Source organism: Actinoplanes sp. NPDC048988 (assembly GCF_043197815.1).
Lineage (GTDB): Bacteria > Actinomycetota > Actinomycetes > Mycobacteriales > Micromonosporaceae > Actinoplanes.
Genome location: NZ_JBICTW010000006.1, coordinates 167,298 through 188,346, shown reverse-complemented (window position 1 = coordinate 188,346; position 21,049 = coordinate 167,298). Strand labels below are relative to the sequence as shown.

Here is a 21,049-nt window from a genome sequence, read left to right as displayed (position 1 = left end):
ATGAGAGCTTTGGTGGTTCGCGGCGGATGGGAAGGGCACCAGCCGGTCGCGGCCACCGAGCTCTTCCTGCCGTTCCTCGCGTCCAGCGGTTTCGAGGTCCGGGTCTGCGACACGACGGCCGTCTACGCTGACGCGCCGGTGATGGCCGAGACCGACCTGATCGTGCAGTGCGTCACCATGTCGTCCATCGAACGCGACGAGGTCGCCGGGCTACGGGCGGCCGTCGCGGCCGGCACCGGGTTCACCGGCTGGCACGGCGGCATCGCCGACTCGTTCCGGGCCTCGTCCGACTACCTGCAACTGGTCGGCGGCCAGTTCGCCACCCATCCGGGCAAGGAACCCGGCGCCCGCGGCGGCGACGAGACCGACAACTTCCTGCCCCACCGCATCGAGCTCACCGCGCTGGGCCGGGAACACCCGATCACGGCCGGGCTCGGCGACTTCGAGCTCACCACCGAGCAGTACTGGGTGCTGCACGACGACCTGAACGACGTGCTCGCCACCACCACCCATCCGGTCCGGCCGTGGCATCCGTGGCGCCGGCCCATCGTCTCCCCGGCCGTCTGGACCCGGCAGTGGGGCGACGGCCGGGTCGTGGTCAGCACGCCCGGCCACAGCCCCGACGTGCTGCGGGACGAGAACGTGCGCACCATCGTCGAGAGGGGAATGCTGTGGGCCGCCCGCACCGCGTCGGCATCGTAGGCACCGGGTACATCTCCGGGGCGTACCTGTCGACACTGGCCGGGCATCCGGCCGTACGGATCGCCGCGGTCGCCGACCTCGACACCGCGCGGGCCGCGTCGGTCGCCGACGGCCTCGACGGATGCCGGGCCCTGGAGGTCGGGCAACTGCTGCGGGACGAGCACGTCGACACGGTCCTCAACCTCACGACGCCCGCCGCGCACGCCTCGGTCGCGCTGGGTGCCATCGGTCACCGCAAGCAGGTGTACGGCGAGAAGCCGCTCGCCGCCGATCTGCCGGCCGCCCGCTCGGTGCTCGACCGGGCGGCCGCCGCCGGCGTGGCGGTGGGCTGTGCCCCCGACACGGTGCTCGGCACAGGAGTGCAGACCGCGCGGGCCGCCGTGGACGCCGGGATGATCGGCCGCCCGCTGTCGGCGGTGGCCGTGATGGCGACGCCCGGCCACGAGCGCTGGCACCCGAACCCCGACTTCTACTACCGGCCCGGCGGCGGCCCGCTGCTCGACATGGGCCCCTACTACCTCTCGGCCCTGGTCCACATGCTCGGCCCGATCGTGGCGGTGACCGGCGCCGCCTCCCGGCTGCGCGACACCCGGATGATCGGCTCGGGCCCACGCGCCGGCGAGCGGATCGAAGTGGCGGTCGACACCCACGTGACCGGCGTCCTGCACCACGCCGGCGGCGCCCTGTCGACCATCACCACGAGCTTCGACGCGGTCCGGACCACGGCCGCACCCATCGAGGTCCACGGCGAGACCGGCTCCCTGGCCGTCCCCGACCCCAACCACTTCGACGGCGAGGTCCGCCTCTTCGAGCTGGGCGCCGGCGACTGGCGCACGCTCAGCCCGTCGGCCGGTTACGCCGGCGCGGCCCGAGGCATCGGCCTGCTCGACATGCTCACCACCGGCTTGCCCCGAGCCGGCGGCGACCTCGCCCTGCACATCCTCGACGCGATGACATCCCTGCTCGACTCGGCCGAGCGGGGCCGTCGCGTCGATCTCACCACCACCGCCCAGCGCCCCGAACCCGTGCCACTGACCGCACCGGAGACGTGGCGGGCCTGAGCCGCCCTATCGGGACGTCGCCCGGCCCACAGTGATCTTGCCGTACACGTCCTTCGCGGCGATCCGGCCATCGCGCACTCGATAGACGTCGAGCCCGCACAGAACCGTGCCGTCGTCGGCCGGGGGCCACCGCCACTCGCAGACCACTCGATCCCCGGCCGCCCAGACCGGCCCGAGGACCGGCCCCTCGCCGGGACCGAGCTGCTCAGCGAACACCTTGCTGACTTCGTCCCGGCCGTGAACGGCGCCGGCCGGCCCGTCCCAGGCGTTCGGGCAGTACATCACGTCGTCGGCGAGCAGCGCTGACACCGCCGCCAGGTCGCCGAGCTCCCAAGCGGCGTTGAAGCGCTCGATCAGTCCCCGTGCATCCACCATGTCGAGCACGATAGATGGGTCACCGGGCAAGGCCGCACATCGGCGGGCCGGCTTGGCGGCGTCGAACCACGACGTCAGGCCGGGGCGGCCACGATGAGGCCGGCGGGCGGTGGCAGCTCGCGCAGGCCGGCGAACTGCCAACCCGTGGCGCTGAGCCAGTCGGCGACCTCGTCCACCTGGTACAGGTCGCCGCGCCGACGGGTGCGGTGCCACGTCGGTGCGTCACCAGTCGACCAGCAGCAGGCGCCCGCCGGGGCCGACAGCCGCGCGTGCCCGGCGGAACAGCTCGGCGATCCGCTCGGGCGGAAACAGGTGCACCACGTTGGCGACCAGGACGGCGTCATGCCCGCCGGGCAGCGGCGCGGCGAAGATGTCCTGCCCCACGGCGGTGAGGCGGCCGCCGACGCCACCTCGGGCAGATCGACCAGGGTGGCGCTGAGATCGGGGTACGCGGTGAGGATCGGCTTGACGAACGTGCCGTAGCCGCCGCCCACGTCGAGCAGCCGCCGGCGCGGGCCTAAGTCGTAGCCGCGGGCCAGGTCGGCGACGGTCTCGGCGGTGACCAGCGCGACGGCCGCCGTCGCGCACCAGCAAGCCCGCGTCGGCCAGCAGGTCGGCCATCGCGCGGGCGCTGCGCTCGGGAACGGAGCATCGCTCGGCCAGTTCGGCCCGGCCGCGGCGCCATCGGCCTGCTCGGTGGTCGCGTCACCTCCGTTGCCGAGGTTCGGCGATCTAGCGTTCGATGTGGCCGAAGAAGAGGCTGGCCGGGGAGTCGAGCTCGGGTGACGTGAAGAAATCCCGGATGGCGCCGATGAATTCGCCGCGGCTGATCCGGCCGTCGTCGTCGGTGTCCAACTCGAGGAAGACGTTCAGCGCCTCGAGGTCCGACACCCCCCACGCCTCCAGGAACACCTTGTACTCCGGCTTGCTGATGGCGTCGTCCGCGTCGGTGTCCATCACGTCGAAGATCGCCTGCGGGACCACCTCGGCCATGGCGAACTGGCTCCGGTCGGCACCCGCGGCGCGGTTCGCGGCCACGAACTGCTCCTGGGACAGCCGGTCGACGCCGTTCACGTGCCGCAGCAGCTCCGACCAGTACGTCTGGTAGGCGGCCCGCAGCGCGTGCGCCCGGCGGTCCTCCGCCGGGATGCCGTATCCGTTCAGGTAGCGGCCGATCAGGCGCTCATAGTCGCTCCAGTCGACGAATCCGTCCCCGTCGGTGTCGCTCGCCTTGAACAGATGCCCCAGCTTCACGGCGAGCGGATCAGCGCCATCGGTCATGTTGCCCGGCCTCCACATGATTGGTTTGCTCCATTATGTTGGAGTGACTGATGTAGCTGTGTGGCCCCTCACCATCCGGGATCGGCGGCCGGAGGACCTCGACCGGTGCGTGGACGTTCTGCGTCAGGTGCGACTGGCCAACGGCTATCCGGCGAAGTGGCCCTCGGATCCGAGAGCCTGGCTGGACCGGGGAGAGTTCGACCAGTCGTGGGTGGCCGAGAGCATGCCTGGTCTCATCGTCGGGCACGTGGCCGTCCAGAACGGCCGGGAGGTCACGCGGTTGTTCGTGGCGCCCGCGGCCCGGCGCCTGGGTGTCGCCGGCGCCATGCTCGACCACGTGAGCATCTGGGCCGGCGGCCGGCTCATCCTCAACGTCGTGGACAAGCCGGACTCGGCCGCGGTCGCGTTCTACGAGGGCACGGGGTGGCGGTACACGCGTACGACGACTGCTGATTGGACTGGTCCGCGCGGGGAGGCGGTGCGGTTGCGGCACTACGTCCGATAGACCGCGCGCAAGGCTTAGGGCTCGGTGGCTGGGCGCCGGCGCGCAGAGGTGTCGAGGGACGTGCGCCGAGTTTCAGCGCGCGACTATCGGGAATCGATGATCGCGAGTGGAAGGGGATGATGTCCAATGGAGAGGGATGGTCCAGGGCCGTACAGCAAACGAACGATGCGGATGCTGGCCGTAACGGGGCCGATCCTCGGCATCCTCGTGTTGGGCTGGGGAATCAGGGACGCTGTCGCGGGTGATCCGGATGCGCCTTTGATGCTTGGCATCGGGATGGCGTGCGTGGCCGTTTTCGCGGTAGGCATCCCGCTGGCCCGGCGCCGCGGGCGCATGTAGCTGCCACGGTTGCGGAGCGGTTCAAGGCTGAGGTACAGCCTGCTGTACCCGAGATCGGGTAGCTGGCCGGATCGATGTCGGGGCCCGCGGAAAATAGCGTTTCCGCTATGACTACTTCCGCTACGTCAAAGACGAAGAACCGCCGCCGGCTGGCGGTTGCGCTGACCGCCGCCGCCGTTCTGGCCGGCAGTGTGGGAGTCGCGCACGCCGAGCCGGCCGCCGGCCCGGCCCTCGCCGCCGCCGCGCAGCCGGTGGGCTGGGCCGGGATCGTTCGTGAGCAGGTGCGCATCGACTTCGGTAAGGGCTGGGTCACCCAGGCCGAGCTCACCTATCCGCGGGGCGCCCGCGGCCGGCTGCCGCTGGTCGTCATGCTGCACGGCAGCGGGCACAACGACATGAACCAGACGCTGCCGGAGGGCAAGGGCGCGACCTTCGTACCGCTGGCCCAGGCCGCGTCCCGGGAGGGTTTCGCCACGCTGCGGTTCAACAAGCGGGGCGTGACCGGGGTCGGCCCGGTCGAGAGCACCGACCCGGCCCAGCTCAACCCGAAGAACCCGTACGCCCAGATCCAGCGGGACGCCGCGTCGGCGATCCGCTTCGGCGCCGCGTCGCCGAAGGTCGACCCGTCGCGGATCTTCCTGCTCGGGCACAGCGAGGGCACCAATGTGGCCGCCAACCTGGCCGCCGACCCGAAGGCGTACGGCATTCCCAAGCCGGCCGGCGTGATCGCGATGGGCGTCGTCGGGCAGGACATCAAGGAACTGCTGACCCTGCAGCTGTTCGGCCGGATGTTGCTGCAGCTGCACGACGAGTTCGACGTCGACGCCGACGGCAGCCTGACCGCCACCGAGGCGGCCGACGGCCTGATCGGCCAGCCCACCGAGGTCGCCGCCCAGATCCGGCCGGTCCTGCTCGACGGCCGTAAGGTGCGGGCGAGCACCGACACCAACGGCGACGGGCGGATCGCCATCGACGCCGAGGCCGGCACCGTGCTGCGTAAGGCCACCGGCATCGACAACTACCCGGACGTGCCGGGCCTGGAAGGGCTGCGGGACTACGTCGAGGACATCGCCCGCTTCCCGACGGTGACCGAGGCCCTGCCCCGGTTCACCGGGCCGACGCTGCTGCTCAACGGCGAGAACGACCTGCAGACCCCGGCCCGGGTGGCCCGGACGGCCGACGCCGCGGTGGCCGCGGCCGGCAACAAGGACCACAAGATCATCGTCTACCCGGGCATGGCGCACACCATGAACATCACCCCGAAGTTCGTCCCCGAGTTCGGCGACCCGGACCGCCAGGTCGTCACCGACATCCGCGCCTGGCTCCGGTCCCACCACTGAGGCGGTGACCGGCGTCACCGCCCGCCCGGGAGTACCGGCGGTCGCCGGCCGGTTGCACAGGGAGCCGGTGTGGCCAGTGTCCCAGGGCCTCACCCCATAGCCTTCGCGGAATACCGTTCGGCCGGAGCCGCGTCGCGCCACTCGCCTTCAGGCGACCTCCACACCGGCTCAGCTCGGCGAAAGCCCGGCGCCCACCAGGCGCCGGGCTTTTCCGTGCGCGGTCACCGCTGCCGGGGAACGAGCTTTTCCATCAGCTCGCCGAAGGTCGCCAGCTCCGCCGCGTCCAGCACACCGAAGGACTCCTTCAGGACGCCCTCCAGGATCACGCCGGCCTCGACCCGGAGCTCGTCGCCCTTGCCGGTGAGCCGATGCCGGGCCGCGCGGCCGGGGCCGGGCACCCGCTCGATCAGGCCGCGGTCGACCATGCGGGCGGCCAGGGCGCCGAACGACTGGTCGGTCTGGAAGGTCAGCTGCGCCAGGTCGTGCAGCGAGGCCCCGGGGTTCTCGTGCAGGTGGCGCAGCGCGTCCCACTGCACGAGCGTGACGCCGAGCGGGGCCAGGCGCTCGTCGGCGGTGCGGTGGTGCCGCGCCTGCAGGCGCTTGACGGACAACCCGAGCTCAGCCAGTTCCATGGCGGCCACCATACCAGGTTGCTTATATAAGCATGCTTAGTTAATGTCGATCGTATGGAGACGATCAGCTACACCTCGATCGGGGACGGGCGCCCGTTCCTGCTTCTGCACGGCGGCGGCGGGCCGCAGACAGTGGCCGGCTTCGCCGAGTTGCTGGCGGAGAAGCCGGCCCGGGTGATCACCCCGGTGCATCCGGGCTTCGGCGGGACGCCCCGCCCGGATGATCTGACCCGGCCCGGGCAGCTCGCGGCCGCGTACGACAAGCTCCTGACCGATCTTGACCTCGACGGCGTCACCGTCGTCGGCAACTCGCTCGGCGGCTGGATCGCGGCCGAGATGGCCCTGCTGAACAGTCCCCGGATCGCCGCGGTGATCCTCATCGACGCGGTCGGGATCGAGGTGCCCGGCCAGCCGATCGCCGACTTCTTCGCGCTCAGCTTCGCCGAGATCGCCCAGCACAGTTACCACGAGCCGGCGAAGTTCCGGATCGATCCGGCCGCGTTCACGCCGGAGCAGCAGGCGGCGATGGCCGGCAACCGGGCCGCCCTGGCCGTGTACTCCGGGAACGGCCGGATGTTCGACCCGGCACTGCGGGAGCGCCTGGCCGGTGTCACCACGCCGGTCCGGGTGATCTGGGGCGAGGCCGACCGCATCGCCGGCCCCGACTACGGGCGCGCCCTGGCCCAGGCCATCCCCGGCGCCGCGTTCGTGCTGCTCGACCGGACCGGTCACCTGCCACAGATCGAGACTCCGGAACGTCTGCTGGCCGAGGTCTGGGCCGCCCTGCCGCCGGCGCGGGGAAAAGCGGCGGCGCGGGGAAAAGCGGCGGCGCGGGGAAAAGCGGTGGCGCGGGGATGAGTGTCGTGCGACGGTGGTGGCCCGACCACGAACAGGAGTGACCATGCGAGCAGCTTCCACGCTCCGGACCCTGACCCGTCCTACCGTGGAGATCTGCTTTGGCCTTGGTGAACCTCGGGATCGTCGCCCATGTTGACGCCGGCAAGACCAGCCTGACCGAGCGCCTGCTCTTCGAGGCGGGCGCGGTCGACCGGCCCGGCAGTGTCGACGCCGGCACCACCCGCACCGACTCGATGGAGCTGGAGCGACGGCGCGGCATCACCATCCGGTCCGCCGTCACCTCGATCCGGCTCGGCGACCTCACCGTCAACCTGCTCGACACGCCCGGCCACCCCGACTTCATCGCCGAGGTCGAGCGGTCGCTGGCCGTGCTCGACGCCGCCGTCCTGGTCGTGTCGAGTGTCGAGGGCGTGCAACCGCAGACCGTCGCCATCTGGCGGGCCCTGCGCCGCATCGGCGTGCCGACGATGTTCTTCCTCAACAAGGTGGACCGCACCGGCGCCGACGTCGAACGCGTGGTGACCCAGTTGCGGGAGCGGCTGGCGGCGCGCCCGCTCGTGCTGACCACGGTCGACGGAACCGGCGGCCGCGACGCCCGGGTGCGGGCCGTCGACCTCGGCGCCGAGCCCGTCGTGGAGGCGGTCGCCGACGTCGACGACGCCCTGGCCGCTCGGTGGCTCACCGGCAAGCCGGTCGGCGTGCGGCACGTACGCCGGGCGGTCCGGCTGGCCGTGCGCGGGAACCGGCTCTTCCCGGTGGCGTGCGGCTCGGCCATCACCGGGGCCGGCGTCCCCCAGCTGCGGCGCTTGCTGGCCGAGCTGATCCCCCGCGGCGCTCAGGGCGACGGCCCGCTGGCCGGCACGGTGTTCGCCGTCGACCGCGACGACCACGGCCGGCGGGCCTGGCTGCGGTTGTGGTCGGGACAGTTGCGCGTACGGGACCGGGTGCAGTTGGCCGGGGACCGGCCGCGGCGGGTCACCCAGATCGCCGTCAGCGAGCCCGGCGGCGTGCACGTGCGGCCGTCGGCGTCGGCCGGGCAGATCGCGGCGGTACGGGGGTTGCCGGCCCGGATCGGCCAGCACGTCGGCGACCCGCCGCGCCGGCACCTCTACCGCTTTCCCCCGGCGACCCGGCAGGCGCTGGTCGAGGCGGTGGATCCGGCCCAGCGGCTGGCCCTGTTCGCCGGTCTGGCCGAGCTCGCCGACGAGGACCCGCTGGTCGACCTGCGGCTCGACGAGCACGAGGCGCAGGCGGTGATCCGCCTGCACGGCGAGGTTCAGAAGGAGGTCATCGCCGCCCTGCTGGCGGACCGGTACGGCGTCCGGGCCCGCTTCTCGGGCACGCTGACCGCCTGCATCGAGCGCGTGACGGGCACCGGCGACGGCGAGGACCGGATCAAGGAGCGCGGCAACCCGTACCTGGCCGGCGTCGGCCTGCGTATCGAGGCGGCCCCGGCCGGGCACGGCGTCGAGGTTCGCCCCGGCGTCGAGCCGGGCCGCCTGCCGCCGGCTTTCGTCGCGGCGACCGAGGAGGGGGTGCGCGCCGCCCTGCGCCAGGGCCGGCACGGGTGGCCGGTCACCGACTGCGTGGTCACCATGACGTCCTCGCAGTACTGGCCGCGGCAGAGCCGGCCGCATCAGAAGTTCGACAAGTCGATCTCGAGCGTGGCCGCCGACTTCCGCAATCTGGCCCCGGTCGTGGTGGCCGCGGCCCTGCGCCGGGCCGGCACCCGGGTCTGCCAGCCGATCGAGCGCTTCGACGTGAACCTGCCCCACGAGACGTTCGACGCGGTCGCGGCGCTGCTGGGCCGGCTCGGCGCGGTCATCGACGACACCACCACGGCCGGCGGATATCTGGAGGTGAGCGGCACCCTCCCGTCGTCCCGCGTTCCCGAGGTGGTCGCCGCCCTGCCCGACCTGACGGGCGGCGAGGCCGTCCTGACCACACACTTCGACCATTACGCGCCGGTCGCCGGCGACCACCCGCCCGCGCTGCGCCGGCGCGGCCCCGACCCGGCCGACCGGGAGGAGTGGTTCCGCGCCGTCCCCCGCTGACCGGCTCATACCCGGGCCCGGCCTGCCGATGGGATGCTCATGCCGCTGCACCTCGACGATCACGGGGCCGACTACTGGGCGCGCCAGATCCGGGTGGGCTCGGTCATCGCCATGCTCGCCACGCTTCTCGGCGCGGCCCAGGTGATGTACGTCTGGGAGGGTGACCGGCGCTGGTGGGCGCTGCCGCTGGTGGTGGCGGGCGTCGGCCAGGGAGTCCTGGCGGGAATGCCGTGGGGGCGGTGGGTGCGGCGCCCGCGCGTACGCTCGGCCCTGGTCCTGTGGTGGGTGGTCGAGCTGCCCGTCCTGGCCGCGCTGGCCTACTTCGACCCGTACGGCGTCGTCTTCTATCTGCCGTACGCCATGTTGATCGTCATTCTCGCCACCGCGCTCTTCTCGGCGCCCGTCGTGGCCGGCCTGGGCACCCTGGCCATGGCGGGTTTCCTGGCGCTGCTCGGCGGCCATCCCGGCACGAGCGCGGTGCTGGTCATCGGCCTGGTGGCGGTGATGGCCTGCGTGGTGCTGATCAGCACGATCATCGCGCACAACCGCCGGCGGCTGGACGAACGGCGGCGGGCGGCCGAACGGCGTACCGGCGCCCTGCTGCAGAACTCGCCCGAGGTGGTCGTCGCCATCGGGCCGGACGGTGCCGTCCGCTACGCCACGCCGTCGCTCCAGACCGTGCTCGGGTACGCGCCGCCGGAGGTCACCAGCACGCTGCTGGCCGCCCTGGTCCACCCCGACGACCTCCCCCGGCTGCGCAGCTGGATGGCGGCGCTGCGGGCCTCGGCGCCGGGCGCGACCGCCGAGATCGAGACGCGGCTGCGCCGGGCCGACGGGTCGTGGGCCGTGCTGGACGCCATCGGCACGAACTGCCTGCGCGACCCCGACCTGGAGGCCGTCGTGCTGAGCGTGCGCGACGTCGGCGCCCGCAAGGCCCTCGAGGAGCAGCTGAGCCGGCAGGCGTTCACCGACTCGCTGACCGGCCTGTCCAACCGGGCGCTGTTCCGCGACCGCCTCCAGCACGCCACCTCGCGCCGGGAAGCCGAGGTGACGGTCCTGCTCATCGACCTGGACGACTTCAAGGACGTCAACGACAACCTCGGGCACAGCGCCGGCGACGAGCTGCTGACCACGCTGGCGGCCCGGCTGCGCGAGAACGTCCGCCCCGGCGACACCCTGGCCCGTCTCGGCGGCGACGAGTTCGCCGTGCTCATCGAGGACCTTGACGGCCGGGACGCCGGCGCGCTGGCCGAGCGGCTGCTGCACGAGCTGCGCCAGCCGGTGCCGGTGGCCGGCCGCGACCTGCGCTGCACCGCCAGCATCGGCGTGGCCGACGGTCACGGGCTCACCGGCGACGAGTTGCTGCGCAACGCGGACCTGGCCATGTACGCGGCCAAACGGCACAGCCGCAACGCGTACGCCCTGTTCGACGAGGCCATGTACGCCAGCGTGGTCAACGAGGCCCAGCTGCGCCAGGAGATGGAGCAGGCCCTGGCCACCGACCAGTTCCTCGTCCTCTACCAGCCCGTCGTCGACATGCCCACGCAGCGGCTGACCGGTGTCGAGGCGCTGGTCCGCTGGCAGCACCCCGTGCACGGCCTGCTCGGCCCGCAGCATTTCATCGACAACGCCGAGGAGAGCGGACTGATCGTCCCGCTGGGCCGGTGGGTGCTGCGCGAGTCCTGCCACCAACTGGCCGGCTGGGGCCGCCCCGGCCTGCGGATGAACGTCAACCTGTCGGCCCGCCAGTTCCAGTACGCGGGCCTGGTCGACGACGTCCGCGCGGCCATCGCCGACTCCGGCATCGACCCCGCCTGCCTCACCCTGGAGCTCACCGAGTCGATGCTCCTGCAGGACATCGACACTGCCTCGGAGACCTTGCAGGCTCTGCGGCGGCTCGGCGTCCGGCTGGCCATCGACGATTTCGGTACGGGGTACTCCTCGCTCAACTACCTCAAGCGGCTCCCGGTCGACATCCTCAAGATCGACCGGGCCTTCGTCAGCCAGGTCGCCACCGACCCCGAGGACAAAGCCCTGGTCGACGCCGTGGTCAGCCTGGGGCAGGCGTTGCAGCTGAGCACGGTGGCCGAGGGCATCGAGACCGACGACCAGTGGGCCACCCTGCAGAGTCTCGGCTGCGACTACGGACAGGGCTTCCTGTTCGGCCGCCCGTCGGATCCGGCGGCCATCGAACGCCTGCTCGCCGCCGAACCGGCCGCGCGGGCCGGCGCCGCCTGAGCGCCGCCCGTCACGACCGGGTCCATCGCTGGTTGCTGCCGCCGTTGCAGGACCACAGGACGACGGCCGTGCCGTTGGCCGTGCCCTGCCCGGTGACGTCCAGGCAGAGTCCGGACTGGACGCCGGTGATGGTGCCGTCGGCGTTGATCCGCCACTGCTGGTTGCCGCCGCCGTTGCACGTGAGGATCTGCACCCGGGTGCCGGCGGACGAGCTCGGAGCGTCCAGGCACTTGGTCCCGTACACGGTCAATTGATTGCTCGAGGTGGCCGTCCATCGCTGGTTGGCGCCGCCGTTGCAGTCCCAGATCTGCACGGCCGCCCCGTCGGCCTGACTCTGCCCGTTGACGTCGAGGCAGCGGTTCGAGCCGGCGCCGCGGATCTCGCCGGTGGGGCTCGTGCCGCCGCCGAGCGGGGTGATGGTCAGGTTGTCGAACTGGGCCGTCACGCCCTGCCCGGTGGCGTAGCCGACCTGGCCCGCCACCCAGGCCGAGTCCGAGGCGCTGCCGACCGTGACGCCGTCGATGGCCGCGGTCACCGTGGCGCCGTTGAGGGTCAGGGCCAGCTTGTGCCAGCGGCCGGTGCCCAGCGCCGTCGTCGTGCCGCTGGCCAGGGTCCGCTGGTTGCCGCTGGTGTTGTTGCTGCGCAGCGACCACTGCCCGTTGTCGGCCACCCGCAGGTAGTACGCGTTGAGGTTCTGCGGGCCGTCGTGGTTGTAGTTGCCGGCCCGGCCGACGAGCTGGACGTAGCCGGACTTCTCGAGCAGGACGTCGGAGGAGACGGTGTAGTTGCGCCAGTTGACGTCGCCCAGCAGCGTGAACGGCTCGGCGTGGCCGGAGGTCCAGAAGATCGGCGCCTGCTCGGACATCTGCCGTACGCACTGGCCGGTGCGGCCGGCGGCGCACGGGGTCACCTCGAAGGAGCCCTGGTGGTCCGACAGGTATTTCGCCTGCCGCCCGCTCGCGTAGCTGTCGAAGTCGTCGGCGTACGGCAGGGCGAGAGCGCCCTGGGCCGGGCTGACCGCGGTGCCCTTGCCCTGCCCGGTGGTGGTGGTGAGGCTGTAGACGTGGCCGGGCTGCACGGTCAGCGAGAACGACCCGTTGGACGGGGTGATGTCGGCGCGCCGGACGAAATGGTCGGCCGGGTTGCTCGACCTGACGTCGGTGGACCACACGTGCACGGTCCCGGCCGACAGGCCGCCGGTGACGGAGAACTGGAGGTCCTGGGCCGAGCCGGCGTCGATCGTCTCGATGACGGTGCTGTAGTCGCTGCCGTTCGGCGCCTTCAGGGAGACGTAGCTGCCGTTGTTGCGGTTGCCGCCGAGGTAGCCGGTGGAGCTGTCCAGGTAGCGCCACCCGGGTGCGGTGAACTGGGTGGTGTGGCCCATCACCCAGGTGTTCTTGCCGATCGAGTAGTAGCCGGACCAGGGTTGCGGCGCCACCGCCACCCCCGTCGTCGCCCACGGGACGTTCGGGGTGATCGCCGCGATGACCGGCCAGTTCAGGTACGCGGTCATCTTCCCGTCGATGTAGTCCCGGTTGATCCCCCGGGCCAGCGCCGGCGCGCCCCCGTTGTAGTCGTCCGAGCCGTTCTCGCTGGCCCACAGCGTCTTTCCCGAGTTCACCGCGGTGGTCGTGCTCGGGCAGTTCGTCTGCGCGCTGCGGTAGCCGCAGACGTAGTGGCTGCCGAACACCGACACGGCGTTCGCGAACGCCGGGTCCCGCTGCGCGTCGTCGGCCGAGCCCCAGCCGAAGTCGTCCGAGGCCACGATCTTCACGCCGGCGTACCCGCGGGAGTTCAGCGCCGCGCGCAGGTTCTTGTACCAGGTCAGGTCGCGGCCGCGCTCGTTCCAGCCGCCGAGGTAGTCGATCGTCAGCCCGTGCGAGGTGGCGCAGCCGAGCCAGGCGATCAGGTAGTCGATCGAGTCGTTCGACCAGAAGTTGCCGTTGCCGATCCAGCCCGGGGCGCCCCACGACAGCCCGACGAGCTTGATGTTCGGGTTGCGGGCCTTGGCCTGGGCCATCATCCACCACTCGTACCCGCGGTCGCAGTTGACCGCGCCCCGGGTGTGCTCGTGACTGGGCTCGGCCCCGGAGGTCGAGTTGGTGTCCCCGCCGATCTCGACCTTCATGATCTGCATCGCCGCGCCGTAGCCGGGCTTGAACAGGTAGTCGAGGATCTGCGTGCGCTGCGGCTCCGGATAGTCGAACAACAGCCGGCTGTTGCCGCCCCCGCCGCTGATCGCCCCGACCCCGTCGAACACCCGCCCGCCGGAGGAGCCGTTGATGGTGATGGCCGTCGCGGCCTGCGCCGGGGACGGGCCGATCACCAGCGCGCCGGTGATCATCAGCAGCAACAGCGTGGCCACACGGATCAGAGCAGTCATGCCCTGAAGTTAACGTTCACAACGATGGCGGTCAATGAAACCTGGTCGTAACAATTTTTCCCGAGATCGATTCGCCAAATCGTGCGAATCGGCCCCGTTGAATTGATGGATGTGAATGTTAACATCCGAAACCATGCGTAAACGACAAGGCTGGCTCCACGCCGCTCTCGCCCTGGGTCTCTGCCTCACCGGCGCTCTCGCCCCGGCCGGCGCCGCGCACGCGGCCGAGAGCAACGGCGGGGTCCGCGTCATGCCCCTGGGCGACTCGATCACCGAGGGCACCCAGGTCCCCGGCGGCTACCGCATCGGCCTCTGGCAGCGGCTGGCCGGCGCCGGCTACCGCGTCGACTTCGTCGGCTCGCAGGTCAACGGGCCCGCCAACCTCGGCGACCACGACCACGAAGGCCACCCGGGCTGGCGGATCGACCAGATCGACGCCAACATCACCCGCTGGCTGCAAGCCACGACCCCCCGCACCGTGCTGCTGCACATCGGCACCAACGACGTTCTCCAGAACTACAACGTCGCGTCCGCGCCGAGCCGGCTCTCCACCCTGATCGACCACATCACCGCGGCCGCGCCCGCCGCCGACGTCTTCGTGGCCACGATCATCCCGCTGGCCTCGGCCGGCCAGGAGGCGGCCGGCCGCACCTTCAACGCCGCCCTCCCCGGCATCGTGCAGAGCAAAGTGGCCGCCGGCAAACGCGTCCACCTGGTCGACATGCACGCCGCCCTGACGACCGCCGACCTCATCGACGGCGTCCACCCCACGGCCGGCGGGTACGACAAGATGGCCGCGACCTGGTACGCCGCGCTGCGCTCGGTGCCCGGCGCCATCGGCGACCCCGGCACCCCGTCCGGCCCGGCACTGGTCAGCGCCGCCTCCGGCCGCTGCCTGGACGTGCCGAACGGCAGCACCACCAACGGCACCCAGCCGATCATCTGGGATTGCAGCGGCGCCGCCAACCAGCAGTGGACCGCGTCCGGGTCGACCCTGCGCTCGGTCGGCAAATGCCTCGACTCGCCGACCAACGCCACCGCCGGGGCCAAGGCGCAGCTCTGGGACTGCACCGGCGGCGTCAATCAGCAGTGGACGACGGGCAGCGACGGCACCATCCGCAACAACCAGTCCGGGCTCTGCCTCGACGTCCGGAGCAACCAGACCGCCAACGGCACGCCGGTCGTGCTGTGGACCTGCACCGGCGCGGCCAACCAGCGCTGGACCCGGCGCTGACGGGTCAGCTCTGCAGCTCCACGAACCGCAGGCCCCGCGCCTGCAGGGCGGGGATGACGACACTGAGGGCCTTGTACGTCTGGGACCGGTCGCCGCCGCCGTCATGACACAGCAGGATCTGGCCCGGGCGGGCGGCCATCAGGCGATGCTCGATCGTGGGGACGCCCGGACGGGACCAGTCGCGCGGGTCGACCGTCCAGTCCAGCGGAAGCAGTCCGGCCTGGGCGACCGAACGCAGAAGCTGCGGCGACCAGTCACCGCCGGGCGAGCGGAACAGCTTGGGAGTGTTGCCGGTCGTGTTCTGGATCTTCGCCTGCGCCTTGCGGATCTCCTTGCGCACGAGCGCGTCGGGCCGCCCGGCCAGTTTGGTGGGATGACTCCAGGTGTGATTGGCCAGCTGGTGCCCGGCCCGGGTGACGGTCTTCGCGACGGACTCGTGGCCGAGCACCTGGTTGCCGATCATGCAGAACACGGCCGGGACGTGAAATTTGGCGAGCAGCCCCAGGATCTTCGGCGTCCACACCGGGTGCGGGCCGTCGTCGATGGTCAGCGCGATGGCGTCGGCCGGGAAGGCGGCGGCGCCGGTCGCCTGCCGGTACTCGGCGAGCGTCGAGATCGCCCGATGCTGCACGGGCGCCGGCGGCGTGGTGGCGGTCGTGGCCTCGGGCGTCCGCGGCCTGGTCGTGGCGGGAGAGACGGCGGTGACGGGGTTCTTCTCACCATCGGATCCACCGGCGGCGGCAACGGCGACGGCGCCACCGACGACAGCGACCCCGGTCACGCCGGAGAGCCCGAGAAGAAATTGCCGCCGGGTCAGAGCCCTCCGGGCAGGCGCGGCCGTACGCCCATCGGCCGCACCGGGGAGCATCACGGTCGCTTCCCCGCCCGCCGCTCCCATCGGCGTCGCGGCATCGCGCACCGCCCGAGCCGACATCGCAACCGTCGGCTCAGCCCCGGCACCCCTCGCCACCGTCACGTCATCCGGACCGGCCCCGGCGGCCATCGCCACAGTCGCCTCATCCGGAACAACCGCGGCGGGCATCGCCACGGTCGCCTCATCCGGACTGGTCCCGGCGGCCATCGCGACCGTCGCCTCATCCCGAACAACGGCGGCGGGCATCGCCACGGTCGCCTCATCCGGGACAACTGCGGCGCGCATCGCGACCGTCGCCTCATCCGGACTGGTCCCGGCGGCCATCGCGACCGTCGCCTCGTCCGGACTCGCGGCATCCGGCAGCGCGGCGGTTGATTCGCGCGCCTTTTCCGTTTCGTCCGTGGGCGGAGGTGGGGTAATCGCGACGGTAGGCTCGCCAGCCGGGCCGATATTGGCGGTGGGCTCGTCGGCCGTGGTGGGCTCGTCCGCAGGGGTGGTCACCGCGGTCGGCTCGCCCTCCGACGTGATCGCCGCGGTCGGCTCGCCCTCCGACGTGATCGCCGCGGTCGGCTCGCCGTCCGACGTGATCGTGGTCGTCGGCTCCTCGGCCGGAGTGATCGTCGCGGTGGGCTCGTCGGCCGAGGTGATCCTGGTCGTCGGCTCCTCGGCCGGGGTGACCGTCGCGGTGGGCTCGTCCGCTGGGGGGATCGCGGTGGTGGGCTCGTCGGCCCGGGTGCCGGTGGGGTCGGATGGGGTGCCGGCGGGATCGGCCGGGGTGGGTTCGGCGGGCATCGGGCACCTCCGCTTCGTCGACGCTGTCCACGTGCCGGGCGGGTGCCGGGCTACGTAGATCATCTTCAGCGGGCGACGGTAGCACTCGGTGCCCAGCACCCGGGCCGCCGCGGTACGGGGGCCGGGCGTCGACGCGCCCACCGCTTTCCGATGTAATCACGGGCATGCCGCACGCGTCGCCACTGACTGATCTGATCGGCCGGTACCTGCCACCGGCCACCGAGGCGTGCCCGGTCTTCGCCGAGAACTCGCACTTCGAGCCGATCATCGACGGCGTCGCCTACTTCACCGAGCTGGACGGCCACATGCGCGCCCTCGGCCCCGGCGACGCCGTCTACATCGCCAGCTACCAGGCCGATCCCCACCTCGACCTCACCGGGCGGGTCGCCGGCGAGACCGGCTACCGGCCGTTCACCGACGTTCTCGCCGAAAAGGCCGCGACCGGCACCGACGTACGGATCGTGCTCAGCGCCGCCGAGTTCTCCGGCGGCGTGCCCTGGCTGCCGGTCGGGCCGTTCCGGGCCAACACCATCGCGGCCCGGGTCATCCGGGCCTGGAAGCCGTCGTCCCACGATGTCCTGACGCCGCTGGAGGACCGGGTCCTGCTCGACTGGTCCGGGCCGCTGATCGGCTCCAACCACCAGAAGCTCGTCGTGTTCCGCCACGGTGGCGTCCTCACCGCGTACGTCGGCGGCCTTGACCTTTATCCCAACCGCTTCGACCACAACCCGCACCATCGGCTGAAGCTCGGCCACCGCCGGTGGGGATGGCACGACGCCGCCGCCCGCCTGCGCGGCCCGGCCGCCGTCCGGGTGTGGGAGACGTTCCGGTTCCGCTGGCAGAACACGGCCGACCTGCCACCCCGGTACATCACCAAGAACCTGCCGGCCGAGTATTTCCACCTGCCCGGCGGCGGTCTCACCTGGATCAACCCGGTGAAACCACCGCGTGACCTGCCCCCGGTGCCGGACCAGCCGGAGCATCCGGCCTACGGGACCGCGGTGCAGGTGGTGCGCTCCTACCGGCCGTGGTCGCTGTACCGCCACCGCGGCCTGCGCCGGATGCGCCGGGCCAACGTCGTCCGGGCCGGCATCCAGGAGATCTACCACTCGATGATCACCGCGATCGGGGCCGCCGAGCGCTACATCTATCTCGAGGACCAGTACTTCCACGAGTCACCGGGCGGCGACCCTCGGTTTCAGCTGTACGGGCAGTTGCGCGCGGCGGCCGAGCGCGGCGTCAAGATCATCCTGGTCGGTTCGGGCCGCCGCGACCCGGCCGACGGCGGCGACAGCACGGTACGCCCGGTGATCACCCGCGATCTGCGGTGGCGGGTCCTGGCCAAGCTGCCGGTGGAGTGCCGGCGCAACGTGGTCATGTACCGGGTCGACAACCTGACCGTCCACACGAAGCTGATGCTCGTCGACGACGTGTTCGCCAGCATCGGCTCGGCGAACTTCTTCAGCCGCTCGATGGTCGGCACCGACAGCGAGATCACGTCCACCTTCGTCACCACCGGCCCGCTGGTCCGCGACCTGCGCACCCGGTTGTGGGCCGAGCACCTGCGCACACCCCTCGACGACCGGCTGACGCCGGCCCTGGCCGACCTGGACACCGCCCTGGGCATCTGGCGCCGCGAGTGGCTGCCGGCCGGCCACCCACCGGACACGTGGCGCCGCCCGGGTCTGCCGGCCGGCTTCGCCCCGGCCGAGCGCGCGCTGACCCCGGCCCGCTGGTCGGCCGCCATCTGGCGCCGGGAAAAAGCGCGCCGGGAAAAGGCGCGCTGGGAGAAAGCACGCCGGGAGAGGCGATCTCAGCCATAGATCACGGTCAGGGTCAGCGGGGCGAGCGCGCCTTCGGTGTTGCCGATGACCATCAGCATCAGGAGCACGCAGCCGGCGGCCGACAGGACGCCGGCGCCCACCAGCAGCCGGCGTCCGGCGGACCGGCGCAGGAGTGACCGCCACAGGAGCACGGTGAGCGTCACCAAGCCCACGAGCAGGACCGCACAGATGACGGCCTTGGGCCGCTGCCAGGCGAGCCGCTCGTCGATCGCCCGCTGGAGCGCCGGTGAGAGCTCGGCCCGCCCGGCCTCGAGCCACCGCCGGCCGACCGGCGAGAAGGCCGTTCCGGACAGCGTCCGCCGGGGGTCGACGACGCTGGTCACGTTGGCCCAGACGGCCACGGCCATGACCAGGCCGAGGACCAGGCTCGTCACCCCGAAGCCGAGGTAGGCCCGCCGTTCGAAGGTGTGGCGGCGGGCCCGCCGGAACCGTACCCACGAGAACACGCAGAACAGCAGCAGGAGAACGGTGAAAAGGCCGCCGACGACGAGGAACACGATGTGGTAGTTCCGGTCGTCGGCCAGGACACGGTCGTACGCGGGACTGGTCTCGAAGGACATGGATCCGACCGTAGGAAGCACCGGGCGCCGAATCCTCGGACCTCGTGATGGTCTTCCTCCCGGGCTCTACGACCAAAGGATGAGGCGAAGCTCGGCACGGGGTCGGACGCGGCCGGGCCGCCCGGTACCTAGGCTGGGCGCATGAGGCAGGTGGCGGCCGGCGTGGCGCCGGCGGTGGTCGTGGCGGCCGTGACGGTGCCCCAGCTCTCGTATCACGCCACGCACGCCGACCCGCGCCTCGGCGCGTACGTCCTGTTCAGTGTTCTGCTCGTGGTTCCCCTCGTCTGGCGTCGGCGGTTCCCGCTCGGGACGTTCGCCTTCGCCGCGACCGTGGCGCTGGCCCAGTGGGTGGCCGACGTGCGCGTGGCGGCCGATCTGGTCCTGCTGATCTACCTCTACACGGTGGCGAGCCGCTGCCGGGCGCGGGTGGCGATCGCCGCCGCCGGCGTGGTCGGGGTGGGCGCCTTGCTGGCGGCCGTCCGCTGGCCGGAGACCGGGTCGTGGGCCGGGACCGGGTCCTGGACCGAGACGTTCCTGCTGCTGTCCGGCCCGGTGGTCACCGTGCTGTTGCTGGGTGTGAACGCGCGGCAGCGGCGCGACGCGCTGCGCGCCGCCGTCGAGCAGGCCGCCGTGGCCGAGCGCACGCGTATCGCCGCGGAGATGCACGACGTGATCGCCCACAGCCTGGCCGTCATGGTGACCCTGTCCGAGGGCGCCGCCCGCAAGCAGGCCAAGGATCCGCAGCGGGCCGGTGACGCCATGCGCCAGGTGGCGGAGACCGGCCGCCAGGCGCTGACCGAGACCCGCCGGCTGCTCGGCATAGTGCACGGCGAGCGCGAGGAGGAAGGCAATCGGCGGCCCCAGCCCGGCCTGGCCCAGCTCGGCGACCTGTTCGAGCGCGTGCGGTCGACCGGCCTGACCGTCGAGTCGGCCGTCACCGCCGTTCCGTCCGGCATGCCGCCGGGAGCCGAGCTGACGGTCTACCGCATCGTGCAGGAGGCCCTGACCAATACGCTCAAGCACGCCACAGCGGCCCGCCGGGTCAGCGTCGCCGTCACTCCCGGGCCTGGGTCGGTAACCGTCGACGTGCACGACGACGGGACGCCGGCCCCGGGCCGTACGGACGCCGGCCACGGACTCGCCGGCATGCGGGAAAGGGCCGCGGTCTACGCCGGTACGGTCACCGCGGGCCCCGATCCGCGCGGCGGCTGGCGCGTGCACGCCGACCTGGCCCTCCCGGCCGAGGCTCCGGGATGACGATCCGCCTGCTGCTGGTCGACGACCAGGCCCTCATCCGGGCCGGGTTCCGGATGATCCTCGAGGAGACCGACGGCATCGAGGTGGCCGGTGAGGCGCCGGACGGGGCCGAGGCGGTGCGGTTGACCGCCGAGGTACGCCCGGACGTGATCCTGATGGACGTCCGGATGCCCGGCGTCGACGGGATCGAGGCCACTCGCCGGATCATGGCCCGGGATCCGGCGGCCCGGGTGCTCATCCTGACCACTTTCGACCTGGACGAGTACGCCTTCGCGGCGTTGCGCGCCGGCGCGAGCGGCTTCGTCCTCAAGGACGTGCCGGTCGACGAGCTGACCCGGGCCGTCCGGGCGGTGGCCGCCGGCGACGCGGTCGTCTCCCCGCGGATCACCCGGAGCCTGATCACCGCCTACACCTCTCATCGGCCCGTGCCGGCCGGCCGCGCCCGGACGGTCCTCGACCAGCTGACCCCTCGCGAACGCGAGGTGCTCCGGGCGGTGGCGGCCGGCCTGTCCAACACCGAGATCGCCGGCCGGCTGGTGGTTTCCGAGGCGACGGTCAAGACGCACGTGGGCAGCGTTCTGTCCAAGTTGAACCTGCGTAACCGCGTCCAGGCCGTCATCCTCGCCTACGACATCGGCCTCGTGGGGTAGGCGGGGTTGTTTCTATGGTTTACGCTCCTGGCGTCGCGGCGATACGGACCCGTCCTCACGTAGATGTCGC

Annotated in this window: 18 protein-coding genes and 1 pseudogene; 12 read left to right on the top strand and 7 right to left on the bottom strand. The window is 72.0% G+C overall.

The window, feature by feature from the left end:
* Positions 1 to 702 (top strand): ThuA domain-containing protein, encoded by a 702-nt coding sequence (locus tag ACGFJ7_RS21560; protein WP_392643358.1) that lies wholly within the window; start codon positions 1 to 3, stop codon positions 700 to 702.
* Positions 672 to 1,763, top strand: a complete 1,092-nt coding sequence (locus ACGFJ7_RS21555) for a Gfo/Idh/MocA family protein (RefSeq protein ID WP_392643356.1) — start codon at positions 672 to 674, stop codon at positions 1,761 to 1,763. Before ACGFJ7_RS21560 ends, ACGFJ7_RS21555 begins: the two co-directional genes overlap by 31 nt.
* A gap of 6 nt (positions 1,764 to 1,769) precedes the next feature.
* On the opposite strand, the gene ACGFJ7_RS21550 is transcribed toward ACGFJ7_RS21555, so the two are convergent.
* From ACGFJ7_RS21550 to ACGFJ7_RS21540, 3 genes and pseudogenes are all read right to left on the bottom strand, one after another.
* The gene (locus ACGFJ7_RS21550; protein WP_392643355.1) at positions 1,770 to 2,138 is read right to left on the bottom strand and encodes a nuclear transport factor 2 family protein; all 369 of its coding nucleotides are present in this window, start codon (positions 2,136 to 2,138) and stop codon (positions 1,770 to 1,772) included.
* A gap of 222 nt (positions 2,139 to 2,360) precedes the next feature.
* Positions 2,361 to 2,632: pseudogene (locus ACGFJ7_RS21545) on the bottom strand (methyltransferase).
* A gap of 238 nt (positions 2,633 to 2,870) precedes the next feature.
* Positions 2,871 to 3,419, bottom strand: a complete 549-nt coding sequence (locus ACGFJ7_RS21540; RefSeq protein WP_392643353.1) for an EF-hand domain-containing protein — start codon at positions 3,417 to 3,419, stop codon at positions 2,871 to 2,873.
* A gap of 43 nt (positions 3,420 to 3,462) precedes the next feature.
* On the opposite strand from ACGFJ7_RS21540, the gene ACGFJ7_RS21535 reads away from it, so the two are divergent.
* The 3 genes from ACGFJ7_RS21535 to ACGFJ7_RS21525 all read left to right on the top strand — a co-directional run bounded on the left by ACGFJ7_RS21535 (position 3,463) and on the right by ACGFJ7_RS21525 (position 5,603).
* The gene (locus ACGFJ7_RS21535) at positions 3,463 to 3,924 is read left to right on the top strand and encodes a GNAT family N-acetyltransferase (protein ID WP_360256268.1); all 462 of its coding nucleotides are present in this window, start codon (positions 3,463 to 3,465) and stop codon (positions 3,922 to 3,924) included.
* 165 nt (positions 3,925 to 4,089) lie between these two features.
* Entirely contained in the window at positions 4,090 to 4,263 is a 174-nt protein-coding gene (locus ACGFJ7_RS21530; RefSeq protein WP_392643352.1) for a hypothetical protein, read from the top strand.
* A gap of 107 nt (positions 4,264 to 4,370) precedes the next feature.
* On the top strand, positions 4,371 to 5,603 hold the full coding sequence (locus ACGFJ7_RS21525; protein ID WP_392643351.1) for a hypothetical protein: 1,233 nt from the start codon (positions 4,371 to 4,373) through the stop codon (positions 5,601 to 5,603).
* Positions 5,604 to 5,824: 221 nt separating this feature from the next.
* On the opposite strand, the gene ACGFJ7_RS21520 is transcribed toward ACGFJ7_RS21525, so the two are convergent.
* A complete protein-coding gene (locus ACGFJ7_RS21520; protein WP_392643349.1) occupies positions 5,825 to 6,235 on the bottom strand; it encodes a MarR family winged helix-turn-helix transcriptional regulator in 411 nt (136 codons plus the stop codon).
* Positions 6,236 to 6,289: 54 nt separating this feature from the next.
* On the opposite strand from ACGFJ7_RS21520, the gene ACGFJ7_RS21515 reads away from it, so the two are divergent.
* The 3 genes from ACGFJ7_RS21515 to ACGFJ7_RS21505 all read left to right on the top strand — a co-directional run bounded on the left by ACGFJ7_RS21515 (position 6,290) and on the right by ACGFJ7_RS21505 (position 11,385).
* Positions 6,290 to 7,093 carry an alpha/beta fold hydrolase gene (locus ACGFJ7_RS21515; RefSeq protein WP_392643347.1) on the top strand — a complete coding sequence of 268 codons (804 nt, stop codon included), beginning with the start codon at positions 6,290 to 6,292 and terminating at the stop codon, positions 7,091 to 7,093.
* Positions 7,094 to 7,200: 107 nt separating this feature from the next.
* Positions 7,201 to 9,147, top strand: a complete 1,947-nt coding sequence (locus ACGFJ7_RS21510; protein ID WP_360256260.1) for a translation factor GTPase family protein — start codon at positions 7,201 to 7,203, stop codon at positions 9,145 to 9,147.
* A gap of 39 nt (positions 9,148 to 9,186) precedes the next feature.
* Complete coding sequence (locus tag ACGFJ7_RS21505; protein WP_360256258.1) at positions 9,187 to 11,385, top strand: EAL domain-containing protein; 2,199 nt, start codon at positions 9,187 to 9,189, stop codon at positions 11,383 to 11,385.
* Positions 11,386 to 11,395: 10 nt separating this feature from the next.
* On the opposite strand, the gene ACGFJ7_RS21500 is transcribed toward ACGFJ7_RS21505, so the two are convergent.
* Positions 11,396 to 13,768, bottom strand: coding sequence for a ricin-type beta-trefoil lectin domain protein (locus ACGFJ7_RS21500; protein WP_392643344.1), 2,373 nt, complete (start codon positions 13,766 to 13,768; stop codon positions 11,396 to 11,398).
* Between the two features lie 133 nt (positions 13,769 to 13,901).
* Between ACGFJ7_RS21500 and ACGFJ7_RS21495 the strand changes: the two genes are divergently transcribed.
* A complete protein-coding gene (locus ACGFJ7_RS21495; protein ID WP_360256254.1) occupies positions 13,902 to 15,002 on the top strand; it encodes a ricin-type beta-trefoil lectin domain protein in 1,101 nt (366 codons plus the stop codon).
* Positions 15,003 to 15,006: 4 nt separating this feature from the next.
* Here the strand turns inward: ACGFJ7_RS21495 and ACGFJ7_RS21490 are convergent, their stop codons facing one another.
* Complete coding sequence (locus ACGFJ7_RS21490) at positions 15,007 to 16,668, bottom strand: polysaccharide deacetylase family protein (protein ID WP_392643343.1); 1,662 nt, start codon at positions 16,666 to 16,668, stop codon at positions 15,007 to 15,009.
* A gap of 164 nt (positions 16,669 to 16,832) precedes the next feature.
* Here ACGFJ7_RS21490 and ACGFJ7_RS21485 point away from each other — a divergent pair, with 164 nt between their 5' ends.
* Positions 16,833 to 18,491, top strand: a complete 1,659-nt coding sequence (locus ACGFJ7_RS21485) for a phosphatidylserine/phosphatidylglycerophosphate/cardiolipin synthase family protein (protein WP_392643342.1) — start codon at positions 16,833 to 16,835, stop codon at positions 18,489 to 18,491.
* On the opposite strand, the gene ACGFJ7_RS21480 is transcribed toward ACGFJ7_RS21485, so the two are convergent.
* Entirely contained in the window at positions 18,482 to 19,072 is a 591-nt protein-coding gene (locus ACGFJ7_RS21480; RefSeq protein ID WP_392643340.1) for a hypothetical protein, read from the bottom strand. The genes ACGFJ7_RS21485 and ACGFJ7_RS21480 overlap by 10 nt on opposite strands.
* A 141-nt stretch (positions 19,073 to 19,213) precedes the next feature.
* Here ACGFJ7_RS21480 and ACGFJ7_RS21475 point away from each other — a divergent pair, with 141 nt between their 5' ends.
* Both ACGFJ7_RS21475 and ACGFJ7_RS21470 read left to right on the top strand, forming a co-directional pair.
* On the top strand, positions 19,214 to 20,329 hold the full coding sequence (locus tag ACGFJ7_RS21475; protein WP_392643338.1) for a sensor histidine kinase: 1,116 nt from the start codon (positions 19,214 to 19,216) through the stop codon (positions 20,327 to 20,329).
* Complete coding sequence (locus ACGFJ7_RS21470; protein ID WP_392643336.1) at positions 20,326 to 20,979, top strand: response regulator; 654 nt, start codon at positions 20,326 to 20,328, stop codon at positions 20,977 to 20,979. The genes ACGFJ7_RS21475 and ACGFJ7_RS21470 overlap by 4 nt, the downstream gene beginning before the upstream one ends.
* Positions 20,980 to 21,049 lie beyond the last annotated feature (70 nt).